The sequence below is a fragment of the Sulfitobacter sp. THAF37 genome, assembly GCF_009363555.1.
Classification (GTDB): Bacteria; Pseudomonadota; Alphaproteobacteria; order Rhodobacterales; family Rhodobacteraceae; genus Sulfitobacter.
This window is the reverse complement of the sequence record NZ_CP045372.1, coordinates 2,617,236-2,640,553: the sequence shown is the minus strand read 5'-3', so window position 1 is coordinate 2,640,553 and position 23,318 is coordinate 2,617,236. Positions and strand designations below refer to the sequence as shown.

25 protein-coding genes and 1 tRNA gene are annotated in these 23,318 nt (G+C 66.1%); 14 read left to right on the top strand and 12 right to left on the bottom strand.

The genetic code is table 11. From position 1 onward, the window contains the following. The first annotated feature begins 66 nt into the window (after positions 1-66). A complete protein-coding gene (locus FIU94_RS12940) occupies positions 67-585 on the top strand; it encodes a GNAT family N-acetyltransferase (RefSeq protein ID WP_152466182.1) in 519 nt (172 codons plus the stop codon). Between the two features lie 554 nt (positions 586-1,139). Next, positions 1,140-1,556: a cupin domain-containing protein gene (locus FIU94_RS12935; RefSeq protein ID WP_152466181.1), complete on the top strand. Its 417-nt coding sequence runs from the start codon at positions 1,140-1,142 to the stop codon at positions 1,554-1,556. A gap of 251 nt (positions 1,557-1,807) precedes the next feature. Here FIU94_RS12935 and FIU94_RS12930 read toward each other — a convergent pair whose 3' ends face one another. Continuing rightward, entirely contained in the window at positions 1,808-2,929 is a 1,122-nt protein-coding gene (locus tag FIU94_RS12930) for an anhydro-N-acetylmuramic acid kinase (RefSeq protein WP_152466180.1), read from the bottom strand. Positions 2,930-3,007: 78 nt separating this feature from the next. Between FIU94_RS12930 and tyrS the strand changes: the two genes are divergently transcribed. The 4 genes from tyrS (at position 3,008) to FIU94_RS12910 (ending at position 6,524) form a co-directional block, all read left to right on the top strand. Beyond that, positions 3,008-4,258, top strand: a complete 1,251-nt coding sequence (gene tyrS, locus FIU94_RS12925) for a tyrosine--tRNA ligase (RefSeq protein WP_152466179.1) — start codon at positions 3,008-3,010, stop codon at positions 4,256-4,258. Positions 4,259-4,321: 63 nt separating this feature from the next. After that, positions 4,322-5,140 (top strand): GNAT family N-acetyltransferase, encoded by an 819-nt coding sequence (locus FIU94_RS12920; RefSeq protein ID WP_152466178.1) that lies wholly within the window; start codon positions 4,322-4,324, stop codon positions 5,138-5,140. Positions 5,141-5,217: 77 nt separating this feature from the next. Then, entirely contained in the window at positions 5,218-5,973 is a 756-nt protein-coding gene (locus FIU94_RS12915) for a 3-hydroxyacyl-CoA dehydrogenase (protein ID WP_152466177.1), read from the top strand. Between the two features lie 5 nt (positions 5,974-5,978). Continuing rightward, positions 5,979-6,524 (top strand): sugar O-acetyltransferase, encoded by a 546-nt coding sequence (locus FIU94_RS12910; protein WP_152466176.1) that lies wholly within the window; start codon positions 5,979-5,981, stop codon positions 6,522-6,524. Here FIU94_RS12910 and FIU94_RS12905 read toward each other — a convergent pair whose 3' ends face one another. The 4 genes from FIU94_RS12905 to FIU94_RS12890 form a co-directional block, all read right to left on the bottom strand. Then, a complete protein-coding gene (locus FIU94_RS12905) occupies positions 6,525-6,842 on the bottom strand; it encodes a multidrug efflux SMR transporter (RefSeq protein WP_152466175.1) in 318 nt (105 codons plus the stop codon). A gap of 47 nt (positions 6,843-6,889) precedes the next feature. Further along, positions 6,890-8,698, bottom strand: coding sequence for an ABC-F family ATP-binding cassette domain-containing protein (locus FIU94_RS12900; RefSeq protein ID WP_152466174.1), 1,809 nt, complete (start codon positions 8,696-8,698; stop codon positions 6,890-6,892). Between the two features lie 65 nt (positions 8,699-8,763). Next, positions 8,764-9,489 (bottom strand): GNAT family N-acetyltransferase, encoded by a 726-nt coding sequence (locus tag FIU94_RS12895; protein WP_152466173.1) that lies wholly within the window; start codon positions 9,487-9,489, stop codon positions 8,764-8,766. Between the two features lie 63 nt (positions 9,490-9,552). Beyond that, on the bottom strand, positions 9,553-10,008 hold the full coding sequence (locus FIU94_RS12890; RefSeq protein WP_152466172.1) for an outer membrane protein assembly factor BamE: 456 nt from the start codon (positions 10,006-10,008) through the stop codon (positions 9,553-9,555). A 91-nt stretch (positions 10,009-10,099) separates the two neighbouring features. On the opposite strand from FIU94_RS12890, the gene FIU94_RS12885 reads away from it, so the two are divergent. The 8 genes from FIU94_RS12885 (at position 10,100) to FIU94_RS12850 (ending at position 16,342) form a co-directional block, all read left to right on the top strand. Continuing rightward, on the top strand, positions 10,100-10,651 hold the full coding sequence (locus tag FIU94_RS12885) for a DUF177 domain-containing protein (RefSeq protein WP_152466171.1): 552 nt from the start codon (positions 10,100-10,102) through the stop codon (positions 10,649-10,651). Between the two features lie 233 nt (positions 10,652-10,884). Next, positions 10,885-11,091: a 50S ribosomal protein L32 gene (gene rpmF / locus FIU94_RS12880; protein WP_071972078.1), complete on the top strand. Its 207-nt coding sequence runs from the start codon at positions 10,885-10,887 to the stop codon at positions 11,089-11,091. A 44-nt stretch (positions 11,092-11,135) separates the two neighbouring features. Beyond that, positions 11,136-12,212 (top strand): phosphate acyltransferase PlsX, encoded by a 1,077-nt coding sequence (plsX, locus tag FIU94_RS12875; protein WP_152466170.1) that lies wholly within the window; start codon positions 11,136-11,138, stop codon positions 12,210-12,212. Next, entirely contained in the window at positions 12,209-13,180 is a 972-nt protein-coding gene (locus FIU94_RS12870) for a beta-ketoacyl-ACP synthase III (RefSeq protein ID WP_152466169.1), read from the top strand. The genes plsX and FIU94_RS12870 overlap by 4 nt, the downstream gene beginning before the upstream one ends. Before the next feature lie 110 nt (positions 13,181-13,290). After that, on the top strand, positions 13,291-13,593 hold the full coding sequence (ihfA, locus tag FIU94_RS12865) for an integration host factor subunit alpha (RefSeq protein WP_152466168.1): 303 nt from the start codon (positions 13,291-13,293) through the stop codon (positions 13,591-13,593). A gap of 4 nt (positions 13,594-13,597) precedes the next feature. Continuing rightward, the gene (locus FIU94_RS21050; protein ID WP_254702537.1) at positions 13,598-15,046 is read left to right on the top strand and encodes a MerR family transcriptional regulator; all 1,449 of its coding nucleotides are present in this window, start codon (positions 13,598-13,600) and stop codon (positions 15,044-15,046) included. Between the two features lie 66 nt (positions 15,047-15,112). Next, positions 15,113-15,189, top strand: a tRNA-Pro gene (locus FIU94_RS12855). Between the two features lie 76 nt (positions 15,190-15,265). After that, on the top strand, positions 15,266-16,342 hold the full coding sequence (locus tag FIU94_RS12850; RefSeq protein WP_152467048.1) for a 2'-deoxycytidine 5'-triphosphate deaminase: 1,077 nt from the start codon (positions 15,266-15,268) through the stop codon (positions 16,340-16,342). 45 nt (positions 16,343-16,387) lie between these two features. Here FIU94_RS12850 and FIU94_RS12845 read toward each other — a convergent pair whose 3' ends face one another. From FIU94_RS12845 to FIU94_RS12815, 7 genes are all read right to left on the bottom strand, one after another. Next, a complete protein-coding gene (locus FIU94_RS12845; RefSeq protein WP_152466167.1) occupies positions 16,388-16,648 on the bottom strand; it encodes a hypothetical protein in 261 nt (86 codons plus the stop codon). A gap of 90 nt (positions 16,649-16,738) precedes the next feature. Beyond that, complete coding sequence (gene scpB, locus FIU94_RS12840) at positions 16,739-17,395, bottom strand: SMC-Scp complex subunit ScpB (protein ID WP_152466166.1); 657 nt, start codon at positions 17,393-17,395, stop codon at positions 16,739-16,741. Continuing rightward, the gene (locus tag FIU94_RS12835) at positions 17,385-18,182 is read right to left on the bottom strand and encodes a ScpA family protein (RefSeq protein WP_152466165.1); all 798 of its coding nucleotides are present in this window, start codon (positions 18,180-18,182) and stop codon (positions 17,385-17,387) included. Before FIU94_RS12835 ends, scpB begins: the two co-directional genes overlap by 11 nt. Then, positions 18,175-19,182 (bottom strand): beta-N-acetylhexosaminidase, encoded by a 1,008-nt coding sequence (gene nagZ / locus FIU94_RS12830; protein WP_152466164.1) that lies wholly within the window; start codon positions 19,180-19,182, stop codon positions 18,175-18,177. Before nagZ ends, FIU94_RS12835 begins: the two co-directional genes overlap by 8 nt. Beyond that, entirely contained in the window at positions 19,182-20,219 is a 1,038-nt protein-coding gene (locus tag FIU94_RS12825) for an SPOR domain-containing protein (protein ID WP_172975902.1), read from the bottom strand. The genes nagZ and FIU94_RS12825 overlap by 1 nt, the downstream gene beginning before the upstream one ends. Before the next feature lie 77 nt (positions 20,220-20,296). Continuing rightward, on the bottom strand, positions 20,297-22,042 hold the full coding sequence (gene argS, locus FIU94_RS12820) for an arginine--tRNA ligase (protein ID WP_152466162.1): 1,746 nt from the start codon (positions 22,040-22,042) through the stop codon (positions 20,297-20,299). 76 nt (positions 22,043-22,118) lie between these two features. After that, positions 22,119-23,318: a deoxyguanosinetriphosphate triphosphohydrolase gene (locus FIU94_RS12815; protein ID WP_152466161.1), complete on the bottom strand. Its 1,200-nt coding sequence runs from the start codon at positions 23,316-23,318 to the stop codon at positions 22,119-22,121.

Genomic DNA, 23,318 nt, shown 5'->3' with positions numbered 1-23,318 from the left:
TCTGTCGCCCAACGCGTCACGCTGGTATGAGTTCGGACGAAAACGCCAAAAATCGCCGGAGGTCCGATGCCGGATCCATCCCTCGCCCTGCACCCCGTGGACAGCGCCCCGGATCTCGACGCGGTTCGCGCGCTCTGCTGGGGCTATCGCGACTACCTTCTGAACTACGGTCCGAACGAGCGGGTCATCACCGAAACATTCTATCCCGAAGACCAATATGCGCACCTGATGGACCGGCTGGCGGAGGAACACGCGCGCCCCACCGGGTTCATCCTGCTCGCGCGCAAGGACGGTGAACCGGTCGGATGCGGCATGTCGCATCCGCTGGGTGGGGACGCCACCGAAATCAAGCGCGTCTTCGTCACCGAAGCCGCCCGCGGCACGGGAGCGGGCCGGGCAATCTGTGCCGCACTGATCGACCAGGCGCGGGCGGACGGCTTCCGCAGGGTTCTGCTCGACACCTCCAGGAACTTCGCCCCCGCCCGCGCGCTCTATCTTTCGCTGGGCTTTGTCGAACGCGGCCCCTATCAGCACATCCCCCAATTCGCCCGTGACAAGATCTGCTATTTCGAACTGACCCTCTGATACGGCGCCGGGCCGCGCCCTTCCGGTGTTCGCCGCCGTAGTCCGCTCGATGAACCCCAGGGCCACGTCGTCCGAGGACCAGACAACCGCCCCGATCGCATGCTGAAAAAGGGTATTTACCGCGTTTGGCCGCGCGACATTGGACCGGCGATTGTCGCTTCCCGCGCACGACTGACCGTCGGTGCCCTCATTCGTCGTGCCGTCCGTGGCGGTATCTTCGCCGTCACTGCCCCGCACCGGTAACCGCGCCGGAGTTTCCGCCCACGGTCGCCCCAACCCCGGCTGTCACACCGGAACTGCCGCCTACCCCGGCAGCCACGCCGGAGCCTCCGCCACCGCTGGCAACGATCCGACACAGCCTCTCCGTCACCTTTGACGCCCCCAGATATCCAGATACGTAACCGAGGATCGTTCAGCTTCATGCCGAACACGCATATATTGTAAATTTCATAATTATCTCATAGGACTACCAAAACACCTTTCCGATTGCATAAAACCTCTGCCTCCAAATCGCGCGTTGAAAACGGACCACCCCGGGTCTAGGCTCTGAACCCATGCGCGCCGACGACATCATCAAACAACTCAACCTGGCCCCACATCCCGAAGGCGGCCATTTCCGCCAGACCTGGGTGGCAGAGAATGCCGGCCGTCCCACCGGCACATGCATCTACTTCCTCTTGAAGGCTGGCGAGCACAGCCATTGGCACCGGGTCGACGCGACCGAGATCTGGCTCTACCACGCCGGCGCGCCGCTGATCCTGTCGCTGTCGGAAACCGACACAGGCCCCGCCGAGGACCATCTGCTGACCCCGGATCTCGCCCAGGGCGCACCGCAGATCATCGTACCGGAAAACCACTGGCAGGCCGCGCGCAGCACCGGCGACTACACGCTCGTCAGCTGCACCGTCTCTCCCGGCTTCACCTTCGACGGCTTCACCCTGGCACCGCCCGGCTTCGACATTCCCCGCTAGAGTTTCGACATCCCTGGTCTGGCGCCGCCCTTGCTTGAGCACGTCAGGGCGCCAGCCGACCGGATTGCCAAGCACAATCGCCGAGGGCCCCCGAAGGGGATACGGCTATTGTGCTTGGGAAGCGGGGCGGAGGGTGCCATGAAAGAGATCAATCAAGGGTGGCGCCAGACTTTCCTGGGATGGTGGGCCCGCAGCGAAAACCAACAATCGAAAACCAATAATGTCGTCTGCGCGCAGCGCAGGCATTCGGATCACGCATCGTCAGACTGCCCCGGCAGGCTGACCGTCCCGCCCCCCACCGCCGCACGGACGCCGGTGGTGCCCGGACAGGACGTGGGCAGCCCCCGCGCCACCCGCACCGCGAGAAACGCAAAGGCCTGCGCCTCCAGCATGTCCCCGTCGAGGCCCACCTCCTCCACGGCAACCACCGGACAATCGAGCGATACGCCGAGCATCTGCATCAGCACCGGATTATGCCGTCCCCCGCCAGTGACCAGCACCCGCTCCGGCGGGCGCGGGCAATGCTGCATCGCTTCGGCCACACCCGCGGCACACATGGCGGTCAGTGTCGCGGCGGCATCGGCATCCGACAATTCGCCAACCAGCGCCACCATCTCGGCGAAATCGTTGCGGTCGAGGGACTTGGGCGGCATCCGCGCGAAGTAAGGCTCCGCCAGGAACAGCTCCAGCGCGCCGGTCTCCACGGTGCCGCGCCGGGCCAGCCTGCCGCCCTCGTCGAAATCCTGGCCCAGCCGCGCCTGCATCAGATCGTTGAGCGGCGCGTTGGCAGGCCCGGTGTCAAAGGCCAGCAGCGCGCCCGGTGCGTCGGGCGCTTCGATCGCGGGATCCACCCAGGTCAGGTTCCCGACCCCGCCGAGGTTCAGAAACCCCACCGGACCGGTCAGCCCCGCATAGCGCGCGCAGGCATGGTGAAAGAACGGCGCCAGCGGTGCGCCCTCGCCGCCCAGATGCACATCCGCGCTGCGGAAATCCCAGACCACCGGCACGCCGAGATCGCGCGCCAGCGCCGCCCCGTCACCCACCTGCAAAGTCCCGTGGCTGCGCGGCGCATGGGCCAGGGTCTGACCGTGAAAGCCGATCAGCTCGACCCCGTCGAATTCACCCAGCAGCAGGCGGTGCGCCTCCTCGACCACCCGTGCCGCGGCGTCCACCTCCGGCCCGTGCCATTTGCCGAACCCCGCGGCGATGGTGCGGCGTTCCCCGGCGGTATAGGCCCGGTACCCGGTCTTGCCGAAAGCACTGATCGCCCGCCCGTCGGTCCGCAGCACAGCCGCATCCACCCCGTCCAGCGAGGTGCCCGACATCGCCCCCAGCGCCGTCACCACGCCCGTTTTTCCGATGGCCCTGCCCATGTTGCCGCCCCTGGGTCTTTCCCTTTGATCCTGCTGGGCCTATAGATGCCCCGCAATCCCAGCCCGAGGCAAGTGATCATGACCTACCATCCGAAATCGGAGTTCATCCACACGATGATGGAACGCGGCTTTCTGGCCGATTGCACGGATTACCAGGGGCTGGACGAGGCACTGATGTCCGGCACCCAACCCGCCTATATCGGCTATGACGCCACGGCAAAGTCCCTGCACGTGGGCCATCTGCTGAACATCATGATGCTGCGCTGGCTGCAGAAATCGGGTCACAAGCCGATCACCCTGATGGGCGGCGGCACGACCAAGGTGGGCGATCCCAGCTTCCGCTCGGACGAACGTCCGCTTCTGGGCCCCGACCAGATCAACGCCAATATCGACGGCATGGGGCGCGTTTTTGCCCAGTACCTGACGTACGGCGACGGCGCGACCGACGCGCTGATGCTCAACAACGCCGAATGGCTCGACGGGCTGAATTACCTCGATTTCCTGCGCGACATCGGGCGGCATTTCAGCGTCAACCGGATGCTCAGCTTCGAAAGCGTGAAATCGCGGCTGGACCGGGAACAATCCCTGTCCTTTCTCGAATTCAACTACATGATTCTGCAGGCCTATGACTTCATGGAACTGAACCGCCGCTACGGCTGCATCCTGCAGATGGGCGGCAGCGACCAGTGGGGCAATATCGTCAACGGCATCGACCTGACGCGCCGCGTGATCGACGCCGAGGTCTATGGCCTGACGACGCCGCTGCTGACCACGTCGGACGGTCGCAAAATGGGCAAAAGCCAGGGCGGCGCGATCTGGCTTAACGGCGACATGCTGTCGCCCTACGAATTCTGGCAGTTCTGGCGCAATACCACGGATGCGGATGTGGGCCGGTTCCTGAAGCTTTACACCGAGTTGCCGGTGGAGGAATGCGACCGCATGGGCGCGCTTGCGGGGGCCGAGATCAACGAGGCCAAGGTCCGGCTCGCCAATGAGGTGACGGCATTGCTGCATGGCACCGAGGCCGCCGCCGCCGCCGAGGCCACGTCGCGCGAGGTGTTCGAACGGGGCGGCGTGGGCGACGACCTGCCGACCCTCACGCTTTCGGCCGCGGACCTGGGCGATGGCATCTCCATCGTGCAGCTGATCGTGAAATCGGGGCTTGCCTCCTCTGGCAAGGAGGCCAAGCGCCTGATCGCCGAGAACGGCGCGCGGCTGGACGATCAGCCGCTGACCAACGCGGGGATGATGCTGGATGCCGCCGCGCTGGCCAGCCCGATCAAGCTGTCGGCGGGCAAAAAGCGGCACGCGCTGGTGCAGCTGGGCTGACATTGCAACGGAGTTCCGGTCGGCAGTAACCGGCTGTTAACCCTGTCGGGTCAAGAAGGTGTCATGTGTGAAGCAGACGCCGCCCCCATGTCGCAGCCCCTGATGCAATATCCCGCCTTTGCCGCGGCGCTGCAGCTGATGGGTCTGCCGCCGGTGATCCTGCCCGGCGGTTTGATGGTGTTGCGCAGATCCGTCGCGGGCGTGCCCATAGCCATGTTGCCCCGTGCGGTGCCACCGCCGGACCTGTCTCGACAGCTGGCCGCCGCAGGGCTGGGCCGCCTGCCGCTGATCCTGTCGCCCGAGGTCCCCTGCAAGATGCCGCGTGCCCTGCGCCTTGCCGGGTCGCGCATGATGGCGGTCCTGCCGCTTGACCGCAGCGCGGCGGATCGGCGGACCCGGATGCACCCGAAATGGCGCAATCGGTGGCGCCGGGCACAGGACGCGGGGCTTGAGGTGACGGATGCGCCGCTTCCCCCCGACCTGTCGCACCCCCTGCTGCGGGCGGAACAGGGTCAGCGGGCGGAACGCGGCTATGACGGCTGGCCGCTGGCGCTGACCTGCGCCTTCGCCGCCGCCGCGCCTGACCGGACCCGTGTGTTCAGCGCACGGCACAAGGGCCAGCCGATCGCGCGGATGTTGTTCCTGCGCCACGGCAATGGCGCCACCTATCACATTGGCCAGACCACCGACGCGGGGCGTCGCCATCACGCCCACAACCTGCTGCTCGACGCCGCCTGCGACTGGCTCGCTGCGCAGGGCTGTCAGACGCTCGACCTTGGCCCGCTGGACCCACGCACGCCGGGGCTGAACCGCTTCAAGCTGCGCAGCGGCGCCCAGGCGCGACCGACGGGCGGCACATGGCTGCGATGGCGTCCGTTCTGACCCCCGCCGCCCCTTGCACCCGCGCAGGTGCCGTGATCATCTGAACACCTGTTCAAATGCATACACGGGAGGGCCAGATGCAGCTCGACACCACCGCCGCAATCATCACCGGGGGGGCCTCCGGCCTTGGCGAAGCCACCGCCCGTCATTTCGCCGAGCGTGGCGCGCAAGTGACCCTGCTGGACCGGGACACCACGCGCGGGCCGCAGGTGGCCCGGGACATCGGCGGCCATTTCGCCGAAACGGATGTGACGGATGAAGACTCGGTCAAGGCCGCCATCGCGCTGGCCACTGACAAGATGGGCAAGATCACCGCCGCCGTGAATTGCGCCGGGATCGCGCTTGGCATCAAGACGCTGGGCCGCGACGGCCCGCACCCCCTGGGCGATTTCCAGCGCACCGTGGACATCAACCTCGTAGGCAGCTTCAACGTCGCGCGGCTGGCGGCACAGGCCATGGCAGGCAATGACCCCGAACCCGATGGCGCACGCGGTGTGATCATCAACACCGCCTCCATCGCCGCCTTCGACGGGCAGAAGGGCCAGGCGGCCTATGCAGCCTCAAAGGGCGGGATTGTCGGCATGACCCTGCCGATGGCACGCGACCTGGCCAAGGACGGCATCCGCGTGATGACCATCGCGCCCGGCATTTTCCGCACGCCGATGCTGGCGGGGCTGCCCGAGGACGTGCAGGCCGGCCTTGCCGCCGATGTGCCCAACCCCGCGCGGCTGGGCGATCCGTCGGAATACGGACGGCTGGCCGGCTTCATCGTTGAGATGGGCTATCTCAACGGCGAGGTGATCCGACTGGACGGCGCGCTGCGGATGCGCTGAGGACGATGCGGACCGAGCGGCAGAAGATGGCGGCGGGCGACTGGTACCGCTGCCTTGATGCGGAACTGGAGGTGCTGCGCCAGACGGCGCGGCGCGCGATCCACGCCCATAACCATCGCCCCCCAGAGGCGCGCGAGACGCTGAGCCCGCCGCTGCAGGGGCTCTTTGCCGAACATGGCCCGGACTGCCTGGTCGAAGCGCCCTTCCACGCGAGTTACGGCTGTCACATCCATCTGGGCGCGCGCATCTACATCAATGCGAACTGCACGATCCTGGACAGCGCGCGGGTCGAGATCGGCGATGACACGATGATCGGCTCCGGCGCCCAGCTGATTTGTGCCCAGCACCACAAGGACCCTGTCAAGCGCGCGGCAGGTGTGGAAATCGCCTTGCCGGTCAGACTTGGCCGGCAGGTCTGGATCGGCGCGGGGTCCATCGTCATGCCCGGGGTGACAATCGGCGATGCCGCGATCGTGGGCGCAGGTGCGGTCGTCACCCGGGATGTGGCGGCGGGCCAAACCGTGGTGGGCGCCCCTGCCCGGCCTCTCTGATCAGCCCGAGGACACCTTGAGCCCGATCACGCCCGCGACGATGGCCAGCACCGAAACCACCTTGAGCGGGGTCATCGTTTCCCCAAGCAGCAAGGTCCCCAGGGCGACCGTCCCCAAGGTGCCGAGCGCGGTCCAGACCGGATACGCCACAGACACCGGCAGCTGTTTCATCGCGAGGGCAAGAAACCAAAGGCCGAACACGATGCCGACAATTGTCACCAGCGTCGGCGTGAGTTTGGTAAACCCGTCCGACATTTTCATGCCCATCGCGAACACGACCTCGAAGATCGCCGCCAGTCCAAGAAGTACCCAAGCCATCATCCGATCCTTTCAGTTTCCGCTTCCGCCGCGCCAACCGGCGCGGATCAGGCTTCCGCCTTGTCTTCCAGCGTCAGCCATTCCTCTTCGGCGGCCGACAGCTTTGCCTGACGCGCTGCGAGGGCTTCGGTCGCCTTGTTGAACTTCACCGGTTCGCGGGTGAACAGCTCGGGGTCGGCCAGCAGCTCCTCCAGCTTGCCGATCTCGGCCTCCAGCCGCTCGATCTCTGCGGGCAGCGCCTCCAGCCGGTGCTTTTCGGTAAAGCTCAGACCCTTTTTCGGGGCCTTGGCGGGTTTGTCCTGGCGGGGCGGCTCTTTGGCCTTTGCCACGCTTTCGGCAAAGTCGTCCTGACCGCGTTGCGCCAGATAGTCGGTCCAGCCGCCCGCATAGACGGTGGCACGCCCGTCGCCCTCCATCGCGATGGTGGTGGCGGCAACCCGGTCCAGGAAATCGCGGTCGTGGCTGACCAGAATGACCGTGCCGTCGTAGGTCTCCAGCAGTTCCTGCAACAGGTCGAGGGTTTCGACATCCAGGTCGTTTGTCGGTTCGTCCAGCACCAGCAGGTTGGAAGGCCGTGCCATCAGCTTGGCCAGCAACAGCCGCGCGCGTTCCCCGCCCGACAGCGACCGGACCGGCGCGCGGGCCTGCGCCTCGTCAAAGAGGAACTCCTTGAGATAGCCCACCACATGCTTGGGCTGGCCGCGCACCAGCACCTGGTCCGCCTTGCCGCCGACGCGCATGTCCGGGTCGCCGGTCAGCGAATCCCACAGCGACATGTCGCCATCCAGCTGCGCGCGGGCCTGATCGAACAGCGCCAGTTCCAGATTGGTGCCCAACGTGACGGTCCCTTCGTCGGGCTGTTCGGCGCCGATCATCATGTTCAGCAGGGTGGTCTTGCCCACGCCGTTGGGACCCACCAGCGCAATCCGGTCGCCACGCTGCACGGTCAGCGAAAAGTCCCGCAGGATCACCTTGTCGTCGAACCGCTTGGCGATCCCTCGGGCCTCGATCACCTTGCGGCCCGACTTGGGGCCTGCGTCCAGCGCCATCGCCGCCGTGCCCTGCCGCCTGATCTGGCTGGCCCGTTCCGCGCGCAGGTCCTGAAGCGCGCGCACGCGGCCCTGGTTGCGCTTGCGCCGGGCCGAGATGCCTTCGACCGCCCAGCGGGCCTCTGCCTTGATCTTGCGGTTGAGCTTGTGACGCTGGGTGTCCTCCTCTTCCCAGGTCTGGTCGCGCCAGGCTTCGAAATCGGCAAAGCCCTTTTCCTGCCGCCGCACCTGGCCGCGGTCGATCCACAGGGTCGCGCGGGTCAGCGCGCGCAGGAAGGCGCGGTCGTGGCTGATGATGACAAAGGCGGTGCGGGTGGTCCGCAGCTCTTCTTCCAGCCAGCCGATCGCCTCGATGTCCAGATGGTTCGTCGGCTCGTCCAGCAGCATCAGTTCAGGTGCCTGCGCCATCAGCCGCGCCAGTGCCGCGCGGCGGCGTTCCCCGCCCGAGGCGGTGGCGACGGGGCGTGCGGGGTCGAACTTCAGCCCCTCGCCCGCGCGTTCGACCTTGTACATCTCGCCGGGGTCCAGCCCGTGGGCCGCAAAGTCGCCCAGCGTGTCGAAACCGCTCAGGTCCGGGTCCTGCTCCATATAGCCGACGGAAACGCCCGGCCCCGCGGTGACATCGCCGCTGTCCGCTTCGACCAGCCCGGCCATGACCTTCATCAGGGTGGATTTACCCGACCCGTTGCGCCCGACCAGCGCCACCCGGTCGCCCGGGTGCACGACCAGCGACAGGTCTTCGAACACCGGGTCGCCCCCGAAGGTGAGAGAGATTTCGTTGAGCTGGAGTAAGGGTGCGCGTGCCATATGCGGCTGCTATCCCTGCCCCGTGCCAAGGTCAATCGCCCCTGCTTCTTTATGCCGAAAATACTCTAGACCAAGGCCCGCAAGAGGCGCTTGCGGGCGGCTGGAATCGCCCCGATCTCAAGCCCGGTAAAGACGTGCAACGTGTTCATCTGCCGGTCCACCACCGCATGGTCGCTGACCCAGCCCCCCATCATCAGGTAGGTCCGCAGCAAAGGCGGCATCCGGCGCATCGCCTTTTTCAGGTCGGGCTTGCGCCGCAACCGCGCGGCGAAGCGAAAGACATCGGGCGCCTTGACCCGGGGCAGCCATCGCGGCGGTGCCAGGTGCCGCGCGCGCAGCATGGCGAAGGCGTCCAGATAGGCCGCCGTCTCGGTCCCCGCGAAGGAAGAGCAGCCAAAGAGCAACTGCACATTCTGTGCATCGACCAGGTCGGTCATCGCCGCCCAGGCGATGCGCTGGATATCCGGGTCGCGCCAGTCGGGGTGGATGCAGAACCGCCCCAGCTCCATCATCAGCCCCTCGTAGGTTTCCAATGCGCTGAGTTCGTAGAACTGCGCGGCATAGCAGCGCGGCAGATCGGCCCCGCACAGGGTCAGCAGACGATAGCAGCAGACCAGCGTTCCGGTGGCGGTGTCCTCGATCAGGACATGGGTGCAGGTGCTGTCGTAGCTGTCGATGTCCAGCGACACCTTCAGACCAAAGCAGAAGGCGCGCAGCCGCTGTGCCGCCTTCACGTCCGCTGGCCCCTCAGCCAAGCGCGCGGTGTAGCGTCCCTTTTGCAGATGCACCATCGGGCTGTCCTCTCCGCACTGCCGTTCCGTCACGGCCTGCCAAAGAGATATGACAGCATGATGTCAGCCCGCCAGTCCAGCCGGGTTGAACCGGCCGATGTTGCCCAATAGCTGGCGGATGAACGACTTGTCGCTGACCGGCGAAGATGTGACCCGCTGGGTCAGCTGCACCACACGTCCCTGTTCCAGACCGAAGCGTTCGACGTTCTGGACCACGCCCTGCTCTGTAAAGCTGATCGCGACCACCTGGCGGTCGATCTCTTGCTTGGCGAAGGGGCCGATGGCCCGCGTGCGCATGCGGACGTAATAGTATCCTGAGTTGGTCAGCACGCCGGAGGACGCGGGCACGCCGATCTTGTCGGCGACCGTTTCCTTGGTGTCGGCGCCCACCTGGATCTGCTGGAGGTCCTCCTCGGGCGGGACATAGCCGTGATTTCGGTACTGGGGCGTACAGGCACCCAGTGCAAGCATCCCGGCAAGCGCGAGTGCCATCGCGCTGGCTCTGGTCGTGGTGTGCATCTGTCCTGCCCTCTTGCCCTTGTTTGGTCTGGCTTTATTTCGCATACACCAAGGACCCCATTGGTTTCAAGAAACGAAAAGCAGGCCTGCCATGTCTCCCAAGCCCCCCAGCGCAACCGCCCTCCGCGTCGCGGAGCTGTCACAGGGCAGCGAGAATGCCTTTGCCCTGCGGCCCGACAAGGATGCGCTGGCGCTGATCGCACAGGAACTGGAGCTGAGCGCGCTGCGCAAGCTCAGCTTTGAGGGGAAAATCACACCGCTCGGGCGCGACGATTGGGAACTGACCGGCACGCTGGGCGCCACAGTGGTCCAGCCCTGCGTCGTGACGCTGGCACCAGTGACCACCCGGATCGACTGCCAGGTGGTCCGCCGGTATCTGGCCGATTACGTCGAACCCGAAGAGCCGGAGGCCGAGATGCCCGAGGACGACACCACAGAGCCGCTGGGCAACTGGATCGACCCCGGCGCCGTCATGGTCGAGGCGCTGGCGCTGTCGGTCCCGGATTACCCCCGCGCCGAGGGGGCCGAGCTGGGCCAGATGGTGCATACCGAACCGGGCCAGGCCCCCATGACGGACGACGACGCGAAACCCTTTGCCGGGCTGGCCGGCCTCAAGGCGAAGCTGGACCGCGAAGACCCCTGAGAAACCGCCCGAAGCGCCCGTGCCCGCCGTGCCGTGATGTCTGGACGGCGGGGGCGGAAATACCTGCTTGCATCGTCAGGTTTTCCGGGTATTTTGCCGCCCTCACCCCAATTAAGGTTGGACAATGCATGGCCTCTCGCCTAAAGCGGCGTCACGCCCGATGAGGGGTCGATTGAAACACGGCTGAATGCGCCCATATGGTGCAGAGCCCCGAACCGACAAAGGCACCAGACATGGCTGTCCAGCAGAATAAAGTCTCCAAGTCGCGCCGCAACAACCGCCGCGCGCACGATTCGCTTTCCGCCGCGAACCCGAACGAATGTTCCAACTGCGGCGAGCTGAAGCGCCCGCACCACATCTGCGCCGCCTGCGGCCACTACGATGATGCGGAAGTCGTTGCGCTGACAGACGAGATCGACCTGGAAGACGACGCGGCCTGAGCAAAAACGCACCATCCGCAGATCATAAGAAGGCATTCGCACCCATGACGGCTTCGACCGATCATACCGCAGCGAAGGCCAGACACACCCTGATATCCGTCGATGCGATGGGGGGTGATGAGGGCCCGGCAGCCGTTGTTGCCGGGTGTTCGCTGTCTGCAAAGGCCAATCCGGACATCGCCTTCGTGCTGCACGGGGACGAGGCGCAGCTGGCCCCGCTGGTGGCCAAGCGGCGTGAACTGCAAGGCCGGTGCGACATCCGCCATGCAGCCGATGTGGTGCGGATGGAGGACAAGCCGAGCCAGGTGGTCCGCACCGGCAAGGACACCTCCATGTGGTCCGCGATCGAGGCCGTGCGCACGGGGGAGGCCGCGGTGGCCGTGTCCTGCGGCAATACCGGCGCGCTGATGGCCCTGTCGATGATCCGGCTCAAGAAGCTGCCAGGCGTGAACCGGCCCGCCATCGCGGTGCTCTACCCTTCGTCCAACCCGCAGGGGTTCAACGTGATGCTGGACGTGGGCGCGGACGTGCGCGCCGATGCGGACGACCTCCTGAGGTTCGCGCTGATGGGCACCTCCTATGCCCGCAACGGCATGGACATCGCCCGCCCGCGCGTCGGGTTGCTGAATGTCGGCACCGAAGAACACAAGGGCCGCGCGGAGCTCAGAGAAGCCTTTGACCTGATTCGGGACCAGCGCGAGAGTGCCGGCTTCGAATTCGTGGGTTTCGTCGAAGGTGGGGATATTTCCGGCGATGCGGCGGACGTGATCGTGACCGACGGTTTCACCGGCAACGTCGCGATCAAGACCGGCGAAGGCACGGCCAGCATGATCGGAAACGGCCTGCGCGAGGCGTTCAAGTATTCGCCCCTGTCGCGGCTGGCCTCCTTGCTGGCCTATACCTCGCTGATGCGCCTGCGCCGCAGGATCGACCCGCGCCGGGTGAACGGCGGGGTTTTTCTGGGCCTCAACGGCACAGTGGTCAAATCGCATGGCTCGGCCGACGCCACCGGTGTTTCGGCCGCCATCCGGCTGGCCGCGCAGCTGTCGGAAAGCCGCTTTAACGACAAACTGGCCGCGCGGGTGGCCGCCACACTGACGACGGAAGAGACCCCCACATGATCACCCGTGCAGTTGTCATCGGCTGCGGCCACTACCTGCCGTCGCGCGTCGTCGAGAACGCCGAGTTCGAGGCCACGCTCGACACCAACGACGAATGGATTCGCTCGCGGTCGGGAATCGAACGCCGCCACTTCGCCGCCGAGGGCGAGACGACCTCGCAAATGGCAACCGCGGCGGCGCAGAACGCGCTGGCGGATGCCGGTGTGCCCGTCGAAGACGTGGACGCGGTCATCGTCGCAACCTCCACCCCGGACCTGACGTTTCCGTCGGCGGCAACCATGGTTCAGGCGCAACTGGGCATGACCAAGGGCTTCGCCTTTGACGTGCAGGCGGTCTGCGCGGGCTTTGTCTTTGCCCTGGCCAATGCCAATGCGCTGATCGTGTCGGGCCAGGCGCAGCGGGTGCTGGTCATCGGGTCCGAGACCTTCAGCCGGATCATGGACTGGACCGACCGCAGCACCTGCGTGCTCTTCGGCGACGGCGCGGGGGCCGTATTGCTCGAAGCGCAGACGGGACAGGGCACCGCCCAGGACCGTGGTATCCTGTCCACCGATCTCAACTCCGACGGGCGCCACCGCGAATTGCTGTACGTCGATGGCGGCACCAGCACCGGCACCATCGGGCACCTGCGGATGCAGGGCAACCAGGTGTTCCGCCATGCGGTCGGCAAGCTGGCGGCAACCGCGACGACGGCGATGGAGCGGGCGGGCGTCACCGCGCAGGACATCGACTGGGTGGTGCCGCATCAGGCGAATATCCGCATCATCCAGGGCACCGCGAACAAGCTCGACCTGCCGATGTCGCAGGTCGTTGTCACGGTACAGGACCACGGCAACACATCGGCGGCGTCGATACCGCTGGCGCTGTCGGTGGGCCGGGAACGCGGGCAGATCAAACGGGGCGATCTGCTGGTGACAGAGGCGATCGGCGGCGGCCTGGCATGGGGCGCCGTGGTGCTGCGCTGGTAAGCGCCTGAATTCTAGACGTAAATTTTCGCCGAAACCAGGCCTGCCGGGTCATTGATGTTGACTCCCCATTCGGCTGCAGCCAAAGTTGCGAAAAATAAATGGGGGATAGGATGTCGAACAAGACTTTGACGCGGATGGATCTCAGCGAAGCGGTGTTCCGCGAAGTGGGTCTGTCGCGCAACGAAAGCGCGCAACTTGTCGAATCTGTGATCGAACATATGTCGGACGCGCTGGTTGCCGGTGAGCAGGTCAAGATTTCGTCTTTCGGCACCTTTTCCGTGCGTGACAAGACCGCGCGCGTGGGCCGCAACCCCAAGACCGGCGAAGAGGTGCCGATCAACCCGCGCCGGGTGCTGACCTTTCGGCCCTCCCACCTGATGAAAGACCGCGTCGCAGACGGTAACAAGTCCTGATCACATGGCCAAATCGCCCGACGCCTTCCGCACCATTTCAGAAGTCGCCGGCTGGCTGGGCATTCAGGCCCATGTCCTGCGGTTCTGGGAAAGCAAGTTCACCCAGGTGAAGCCGATCAAGCGCGCGGGCGGGCGGCGCTATTACCGTCCCAGCGACATGCAATTGCTGGGCGGGATCAAGAAGCTGCTGCATGACGACGGGCTGACGATCAAAGGCGTGCAGAAGATCCTCCGCGAGGAAGGGATGAGCCACGTCGCCGCCATGTCGGAACCGCTGGACGAACTGACCGCGTCGCAGGTGGAGGATATGCCAGCGCCGCCACAGGCCCCGGTCGAGCCGGAAAAAGGTGTTGTGCTCAGCTTTGAAACCCCGGCGGGCAAAGGGGTGAAGGACGATCCGGAACCTGTTGAAGAACAAATCGAATTGCCGCAGGAGACACCCGGTAGACCGGTCGAAGCGGAGGTGACGGCCGCCCAGGATGCCCCGCCCGCGCCGGACGATGCCCCCGCGGCGGAAGAGATGGCAAGCCCGCCCCCGGAGGCGCCCGCCACGCCGGAACCGCAGCCTGCGCCGGAACCCCGACCCGAAGCACAAGCAGCTGACGCCAAGACGGAGGAAGCCGCGCCGACGCAGGATGACCCCGTCGACGCGGAGGAAACCGCACCGACGCCGCAGGACGCCCCGGAACTGCCCGCAGAAGCCGAAGTGCAGGCGGTGGAGGCGCAAAGGCACGCGCCCGAGCCCGAACCGGCAGAGCCCGAACTGGCCGATGTGCCGGACACCGCCGCCGTTCCCGAAGACGACCTGCCTGCGTTCCTGCGCCAACCTCTGGACGCCGCGCCAGCACCGGAAGCGAGTGACAATCCGCCCCCGGCGGAACCGGACCAGACCGCGCAAGCGTCTGAGACGCCCGTGCAACAGACCGAGGCCGAGGCTTTTGCCCCCCCTTCGACGGATGAGGACACCGCGCCCGTCCGGGATGAGGACACCGCGCCCGTCCGGGATGAGGACACCGCGGCCGTTCCGGGCGAGGATCAGGCGCCCGTTCCAGACGGGAATCAAGCGCCCGTTCCGGGCGGTAACAGTGCGCCCGTCCCGGACGGGGATCAAGCGCCTGTTCAGGACGGGAATCAAGCGCCCATCGCGGACGCGAATGATGCGCTCACCCCGGACGCGAATGATGCGCCCGTTCCGGGCAGGGATAATGCGCCCGTTCCGGGCGACGCCGCCCCCGCCCCTGCGCCAAAGCCGCGCGTCCTGCCCGATCTGCAACTCACCCCGGAAGACCAGTTTGACGTCATACCTGCCGCGCTTAGTGCCGCCTACCGGACCCGCAGGCTAAACCGCGCCCGCGCGGAAAAGATCGCGCCGCTGACCGCGCGGCTGACGGCGCTGCGCGATTCGATGGCCGCGCGCAGGCGCAGCGGCGGCACACCCCCTTCGAACACCTGATCGCGTGTCCGCAGTGGCAATTCCCTCTTGCACGCCGGGCAAGATCAGGTATGAACCGCCTGAGTTCGGGCTATGGCGCAGCCTGGTAGCGCGTCCGTCTGGGGGACGGAAGGTCGCAGGTTCGAGTCCTGCTAGCCCGACCAAACAAACCGAACGCCCGCACCTGCAAGGGGTCGCGGGCGTTCGTTTTTGAAAGGCCGAGGTCCGATGCCCGAAATAATGCACGGCGTGATTCCCAATCAGCACATCAGTCGGATGATCGCATCCGGCCAGATCAGCGCCCCCCTGCCCGTGATCCCCGGACAGATCCAGCCCGCCAGCCTCGACCTGCGGCTGGGCAATCGGGCGTTCCGGGTGCGCGCGTCCTTTCTGGCGGGACGCGGCAAAAGCGTGGCCGAGCGGCTGGAGGAATTCCAGATGCACGAGGTCGACCTGACCGGCGGTGCCGTGCTGGAAAAGGGCTGCGTCTATGTCGTGCCGCTGATGGAGGGGTTGTCCCTGCCCGCCGACATCTCTGCGGCGGCCAATGCCAAAAGCTCCACCGGGCGGCTGGACCTGCTGACCCGCACCATCACCGACGGCGGCACCGAATTCGACCGTATCCCGGCGGGCTACACCGGCCCGCTTTACGCTGAAATCTGCCCCCGGTCATTCTCGGTCCTGGTGCGGCCGGGGATGCGGCTGAACCAGATCCGCTTTGGCCGTGGCGATGCGGTGCTGGACGACGCCGCGCTGCGCGCGCTGCACGCAGAAACCCCGTTGGTCGACGGGACGCCCGTGATCGACGACGGGCTGGGCTTTTCCGTGGACCTGAAGCTGCCCGGCTCGACGCTGGTGGGCTACCGGGCCAAGCCGCACACCGGGGTCATCGACCTGGACCGCATCGGCCATTACGACCCCGCCGATTTCTGGGAGGAAGTGCACAGCACGCAGGGCCACATCATTCTCGACCCCGGTGCATTCTACATCCTGGTGAGCCGCGAGGCGGTCACGATCCCGCCCGACTACGCGGCCGAGATGGCCCCCTTTCTGGCGGTGGTGGGTGAATTCCGGGTGCATTACGCAGGTTTCTTCGACCCCGGCTTCGGGCATGACGCCGCTGGCGGATCGGACTCGCGCGGGGTGCTCGAAGTGCGCTGCCACGAGGCGCCCTTCGTGCTTGAACATGGGCAGGTGGTGGGCCGTCTGCTGTACGAGCGTATGGCCGAGGTGCCGACGCAGCTTTACGGTGCCGGTATCGCGTCGAACTACCAGGGCCAGGGCCTGAAGCTGAGCAAGCACTTCAAGTCGGACTGACACCCGTTTTCCGGTCAGGCCCCGGCGCCGCCCGACCTGGCCGGGTCAGAACTTGGAGAACCGGCGCATCGCCTTCATGGATTGTTTGGCATGACCGTTGTTCTGCCGGGCCTGACGCCGCGCACGCCGTTCGGCGCGCTCCTCGGGTGTCAGCTGGCGCTGTTGAACCGGGTTGCCGTCTTGGTCCAGCTCGGGCTGGCGGCGGCGCTTTCCCACCTTCGACGCCTGATTGAATCCTGCGCTGACCCCGCGCCGGACGAGTTGGTGCATGACCTGGCGGACAATCATGTTGATGATCTGGTTCATTGACTGATCCCTTCTTGCATCGGCCTCAATATAGCACCCAATGCGGCGATTTTCAGGCGTTTGCTGCCGAAAATACGTAAAACGGGGTCGTCAATCCTCGAAAAGTTCGCTCTGGCCTTCCGTGGCCTCCTCTTCGTCCTCGCCGTCGGCCGCAAGGGGCAGCGCGCCGGGCGGCGGCCGGTTCTCCAGCAGGCCCGCAGACCGCAGTTCCTTGAGACCCGGCAGATCGCGGGCGTTTTCCAGCCCGAAATGATCGAGAAAGCTTTCCGTCACCACAAAAGTGACCGGACGGCCCGGTGTCATCTTGCGGCGGCCAAAGCGGATCCATTCCAGTTCCAGCAACTGGTCCACCGTGCCCCGGCTGACGGAGACACCTCTGATCTCTTCGATCTCGGCGCGGGTGACGGGCTGATGATAGGCGATGATGGCAAGGGTCTCGATCGCCGCACGGCTCAGCTTGCGCACCTCGACGGTCTCTTTCTGCATCAGGAATCCCAGGTCCGGCGCCGTGCGCATGGCATAGCCGTCTCCGACCCTGACCACATGGACGCCACGCCCTTCGTAGCGGCGGCGCAGATGCAACATCGCCTCGCCCGCGTCGCAACCGTGGGGCAGACGGGATTCCAGCTCCTTCAGCGTGATCGGCTCCGAAGTGGCAAAGAGCACCGCCTCGATCATCCGCTCCTGCTCTGCCATCGGGGGCGCTTCGAACAGGCTCACCTCTTTTTCTTCGATGTCATCCGCCACGCGGTTCATCCCTTCTTCGCAATTGGATCGGGGCAAAGGTGTCCGATTGCCGCAGCTCCAGGTGCCCTTCCTTGACCAGTTCCAGCGAGGCGGCAAAGGTCGCGGCGGTGGCCGAGCGGCGGCGCACCGGGTCTGCCTCCCAGCCCTCGGGCAGAAAGCTCATCAGATCGCCCCAGTCCCCGGCAAAGCCGATCAGCCCGCGCATCCGGTCCAGCGCCTGTTCCATGGTAAAGACCTTTTCGCGGTCCATCACGAAGGGGCGGAAATCGTCGCGGGTCCGGATACGGGCGTAGCCCTGCATCAGGTCAAGCAGGGTGGCGGTATAGGTCACGCGGCGCACCCGCTCGACCTCGTGGGTCTGGCCCCGCGCAAAGAAGTCGCGCCCAAGCTGATCGCGCGCCAGCAACCTTGCGGCAGCGTCGCGCATGGCCTGCAGACGCTCCAGCTGAAACGCCAGATGGGCCGCCATTTCCTCGCCCGAGGGGCCTTCTTCCGCCGGATCCGGGGGCAACAGCAGGCGCGACTTCAGAAAGGCAAGCCAGGCCGCCATCACCAGGTAGTCCGCCGCCAGTTCCAGCCGCAGCGCCTTGGCCTGGTCGACAAAGGCCAGGTATTGCCGCGCCAGTTGCAGGACAGAGATCTTGCGCAGGTCCACCTTTTGCGTCCGGCTGAGGGTCAACAGCAGGTCGAGCGGCCCTTCGAACCCGTCCACATCCACGATCAGCGCCTCGGCGGCGCGCCGTTCGGCGACCGAAGGCTTGTCGTCCTCGAATGTGGTTTCAGCCATGCATCGCCCCGCCCAAAAGCGCCTCAAGTTCGCTTTCCAGTGCGGGAATGTCAATGTCGTCGGGGGTCTGGCGCATGGCCAGGGCGCGTTCGGCGCGGGCCTGGGCGGCGGCGGTCATCTCGCCCGCCGCGTCGGCCACGGCGATCCGGTCGGCCAGCGGCTGGTTGCAGTAGAGCGCCACGTCGCAGCCCGCCGCCAGTGCCGCGCGGGTGCTGTCCACGTGGCTGCCCTGCAACGCCTTCATTGACAGGTCGTCGGTCATGATCAGGTTGTCAAAGCCCATCTCGCCGCGGATCAGCGACATGACGGCGGGCGAACAGGTCGCGGGTACGGCATCAATCGCGTCATAGACCAGATGCGCGGTCATCCCCATCGGCAGGTCGTTCAGCGCCTTGAAGGGGGCAAAATCCACTGCCGTCAGATCCGCATGGGGGGCATCCACGCGGGGCAGGTCGAAATGGCTGTCCATCGTGGCGCGGCCGTGGCCGGGGATGTGCTTGACCACGGGCAACACGCCGCCATCCAGCATCCCCTGTCCCGCCGCGCGGCCCAGGGTCGCGACACGCGCGGGATCGGTGCCATAGCAGCGATTGCGCAGGAAATCATGGGTCTGCGGTCCGGCCACGTCGACCATCGGCGCGCAGTTGCTGTCGATGCCAAGCGCCGCAAGTTCCGCCGCAATCAGCCGGTGCCGCAGGTACATCGCCCGTTCCGCCCCATCGCCTGCCTGTGCAACAAAGTCGAGCGGCGGCAGCCATTCGCGCCAGTGCGGGGCGCGCAGGCGCTGCACGCGGCCGCCCTCCTGGTCGATGGTGATGACGGCGTCATGGCCCGCCGCATCTCGCAGCTGGTCGCACAGCGCGCGGACTTGGTCGGGCGAGTCGATGTTGCGGGCGAAAAGGATAAAGCCGAAGGGCCGCACATCGCGGAAGAACGCCACTTCTTCGCGCGACAGGGCCAGCCCGTCCGCATCCAGGATCGTCGCCCCGAAGGGACGCATCAACGTGTCACCACCGGGATGCAGTCCGCGTTTTCGGCCACCAGCGCAGAGCAGAAGCGGCGCGCGTCGGCGATGTCCTCGAACCCCATGGCGCGCAGGCGGTAGAACACCCGCCCGCCGCTCGATGCCTTCTGGATCACGCGCTTCTTATCGTCCAAATACATGCCGAACCGGCCCTGCAGCTGATCCCATTGTTCGCGTGCGACCTCGGCGCTGTCAAAGGCGCCCAGCTGTGCCAGCCGGGTGCCGGCGGCCAGTGTCGCGGGATCGACCTCTTCGGTCACGGACGCGGCAGGCGTCGCGGCAACGGTGGTCAGGGACGCGCGGGTGACGACGGCCAGTTCGGCGGGCCGCCGCCTGGGCCGCAGGGAATAACGGACGCCGGGGGCGTCCATCACGGCGGCAGAGCGTTCCTCGTCCGCCTCGACCACCTCGGCAACCACATCTTCAGTCACTTCCGCCACGATGGCGTCGGTCTCGTCGTTGATATCGCTCAGCGGTGCCACGCCCTCGGTCAGCTTGGCCACCAGATCGTCGACGTCACCGGATTGCAGCGCGCTGGCGACTTCCTCGGCAGAGACATCGGCAGCGCCACCGTCGGATGCCGTGGCCGCCGCGGCAGGTTTCCGCTCCTGTGGCGCATCTGTCACCATCGCGGCCTTAACGACCTGATCGTCCTCTGTCAGATCGACCGGTCTGGGCGCGAGGCGCAGCTCGTCGGCGGGCTTGCCAGCGGTGCCTTCGGCGGCGATCACGTTGACCGACAGGCCCTGATGGTCCGCCAGTTCGCCGCCCGGTTCTTCGGGGCGCACGCGCATGTCGCCGCTGGCCGCGCGCACCACGGGAATGCCGCTGACATCCCGCACCAGCAGCTTGTAGCCCCAGACCCCGATCCCCGCGATCAGCGCCAGAGAGATCGCCGCGCCAGCCACATTCGTCAGCTTTTTCAGCCGCTTGGCAGCCGAAGCTGCACCTGTCTCGGGCGCGGAGTCATAGGGATAATCCCCCGCCGGGGAATTCGAGTCGAAATCTGCCATTTGTGCCTCACTGCCCGCGAGATACATCGCCGCGCGGGTCTGGATCGGGGTTGCCTGTCAGCGGCGCGGTCTGTGCGTTACCGCATCTCTTGCGCCGGATTGACCCCGACAATACCAAGACCGGCTGCAATTACAATCGCCACGGACCGGGCGAGCGCAATTTTTGCCTGACTGGTGGGCGCATCCCCTTCCTGAAGGAAGCGCAGGGCGGGCACCTCGTTGCCCCGGTTCCAGAGCGAATGGAAATCCGACGCAAGTTCGTAGAGGTAAAAGGCGACCCGGTGCGGTTCGTTGCTTTGCGCGGCGGTGCCGACCAGACGCGGCCATTCGGCCAGTTTGCGCAGCACCGCCTGCTCGGCCTCGTGATCCAGCAGGCTCAGGTCGGCCCGGGCGAGCGTCGCATCATCCGTGGCGATCCCCGCCTCCGCCGCCTTGCGCAGCACCGATGCCACCCGTGCATGGGCGTATTGTACATAGAACACCGGGTTTTCGCGGCTCTGTTCCAGCACCTTGTCAAAGTCGAAGTCGAGCATCGCGTCGTTCTTGCGTGTCAGCATCACGAAACGGGTCACATCCGGCCCCACCTCGTCCACCACGTCGCGCAGGGTCACGAATGTCCCTGCCCGCTTGGACATCTTGAACGGCTCGCCGTTCTTGTAGAGCTTGACCAGCTGCGTCAGCTTGATGTCCAGCGGCACCTTGCCCTCGGACAGGGCCGAAACGGCGGCCTTCATCCGCTTGACGTAGCCGCCGTGATCGGCCCCGAAGACGTCGATCAGCAGGTCGAAGCCGCGCTGCACCTTGTCATAGTGATAGGCGATGTCGGGCGCGAAATAGGTCCAGCCGCCATCGGATTTCATCACCGGACGGTCCACGTCGTCGCCGTGTTCGGTGGATTTGAACAGCGTCTGTTCGCGCGGCTCCCAATCCTCGGGCTTCTTGCCCTTGGGCGGCTCCAGCACGCCCTCATAGATCAGGCCCTTGGCCTTGAGATCGTCGAGCGCCGCTTCGATCCGGCCAGTGCCGTAGAGCGACTTTTCCGAATAGAACACATCCATCTCGACACCCAGCGCGGCCAGGTCCGCGCGGATGAGGTCCATCATCGCCTCGGTCGCAAAATTGCGCACGTCCTCCAGCCAGACGTCCTCGCCCCTGTCGAGATAGGCATCGCCCACCTTGTCCTTCAGCGCCTCACCCACCGCGATCAGGTAGTCGCCGGGATAGGTGCCATCGGGAAACGCCACTTCCTGTCCGTGCGCTTCGAGGTAACGCAGGTAGACCGACCGCGCCAGCACGTCGACCTGCGCGCCGCCGTCGTTGATGTAGTATTCCCGCGTCACATCGTAGCCCGCGAAATCCAGCAGGCTGGCCAGCGCATCGCCAAAGACCGCGCCGCGGGTATGGCCCACATGCAGCGGCCCGGTGGGATTGGCCGAGACATATTCCACGTTCACCCGTTGGCCCGCCCCCAGGCCGCCGCGCCCGAAATCGGTGCCCTCGGACAGCACCGCGCCCGCGATGCCCTGCCAGACCGAAGCCGCCAGCCGCAGGTTCAGAAACCCCGGCCCTGCCACCTCTGCCGAGGTGATGCGCGGATCATCGGTCAGCTTTGCAGCCAGCGCGTCGGCAATGTCACGCGGTTTCATCCCGGCGGGTTTCGCCAGCACCATCGCGGCATTGGTCGCGATATCGCCATGCGCGGGATCGCGCGGCGGCTCCGCCGTGATCGCGTCGGTGTTCAGCCCACCGGGCAACAGGCCATCGGCGACCAGTTGGTCAAGGCAGTTCAGGATCACATCGCGGATGTCGGCAAATAGGTTCATTCTGGGGCTCTTTCCTGTTGCGCCCCCATGTACCATTTGCGACGGGCCAGTCAATCGAGCTTGGGCCGCGGCTTGCTCAGGCCGACCCGATCAGCCGGGCATGCTCCTGCAGGGCAAACCGGTCGGTCATGCCGGCGATGTAATCCGCCACCATGCGCGCCAGCGTGGTCCGGTCCTGCGCCGCCTCCTCGATATGGCGGGCCCAATGGCGCGGCATCAGGTCAGGCTGCGCCAGAAACAGCGGAAACAGGTCCTCCACCACCTTGGTCACGCGGGCCCGCTCTGCCATGACCTGGGGCGCGCGGTACATGCGCGCGAACAGGAAATCGCGGATCTGGCGCAGGTCCTGCCACATGCCGGGCGAAAACCGGATCACCGGGCGGCCCAGATGACGGATGTCGTCAGGGGATTGCGCCCCGGCGTCCGCAAGCAGCGCCCGCGAGGTGTCGATCACATCGGCGACCATCACGCCAAACACCCGCCGCAATGCCTCGTGACGGCGCCGGTAGCTGTCCGTGTCGGGATAGAGCTTGTCCACCTCGGCATAGGCGGCCCCCACCAGCGGCAATTCGGCGATCTCGTCCTCGGTGAACAGCCCCGCGCGCAGCCCGTCATGCAGGTCGTGGTTGTTGTAGGCGATATCGTCGGACAATGCCGCCACCTGCGCCTCGGCACTGGCGTGGGTGTGCAGCTCCAAGTCATGCTGCGCGTCATATTCGGCCAGCGCATAGGGCAATTCGCCCGTTACAGCACCATCGCCCCGCAGTGGCGTCACAGCACGATCGCCCTTCAGGGGCGTCACAGGACCATTATGCTTGGCGATGCCCTCCAGCGTGTCCCAGGTCAGGTTCAGACCGTCAAACGCGGCGTAGTGCCGCTCCAGCCGGGTCACGATGCGGATCGCCTGGGCATTGTGATCAAACCCGCCATAGGGCGCCATCAGCGCATGCAGCGCGTCCTCTCCGGTGTGGCCAAAGGGCGTGTGGCCCAGGTCATGCGCCAGCGCCACCGCCTCGGTCAGCTCGCCGTTCAGCCCCAGCGCCCCGGCGATCGTGCGCGCCACCTGCGCCACTTCGATGGAATGGGTCAGCCGGGTGCGATAATAATCGCCCTCGTGTTCCACGAAAACCTGCGTCTTGTGCTTGAGCCTGCGAAAGGCGCTGGCATGGATGATCCTGTCCCGGTCCCGCTGATAGCAGGAGCGAAAGGTGCTTTCCTCCTCCGGCACGCGCCGTCCCCGGGCGCACGACGGATCAGAGGCATAGGGCGCGTGCAT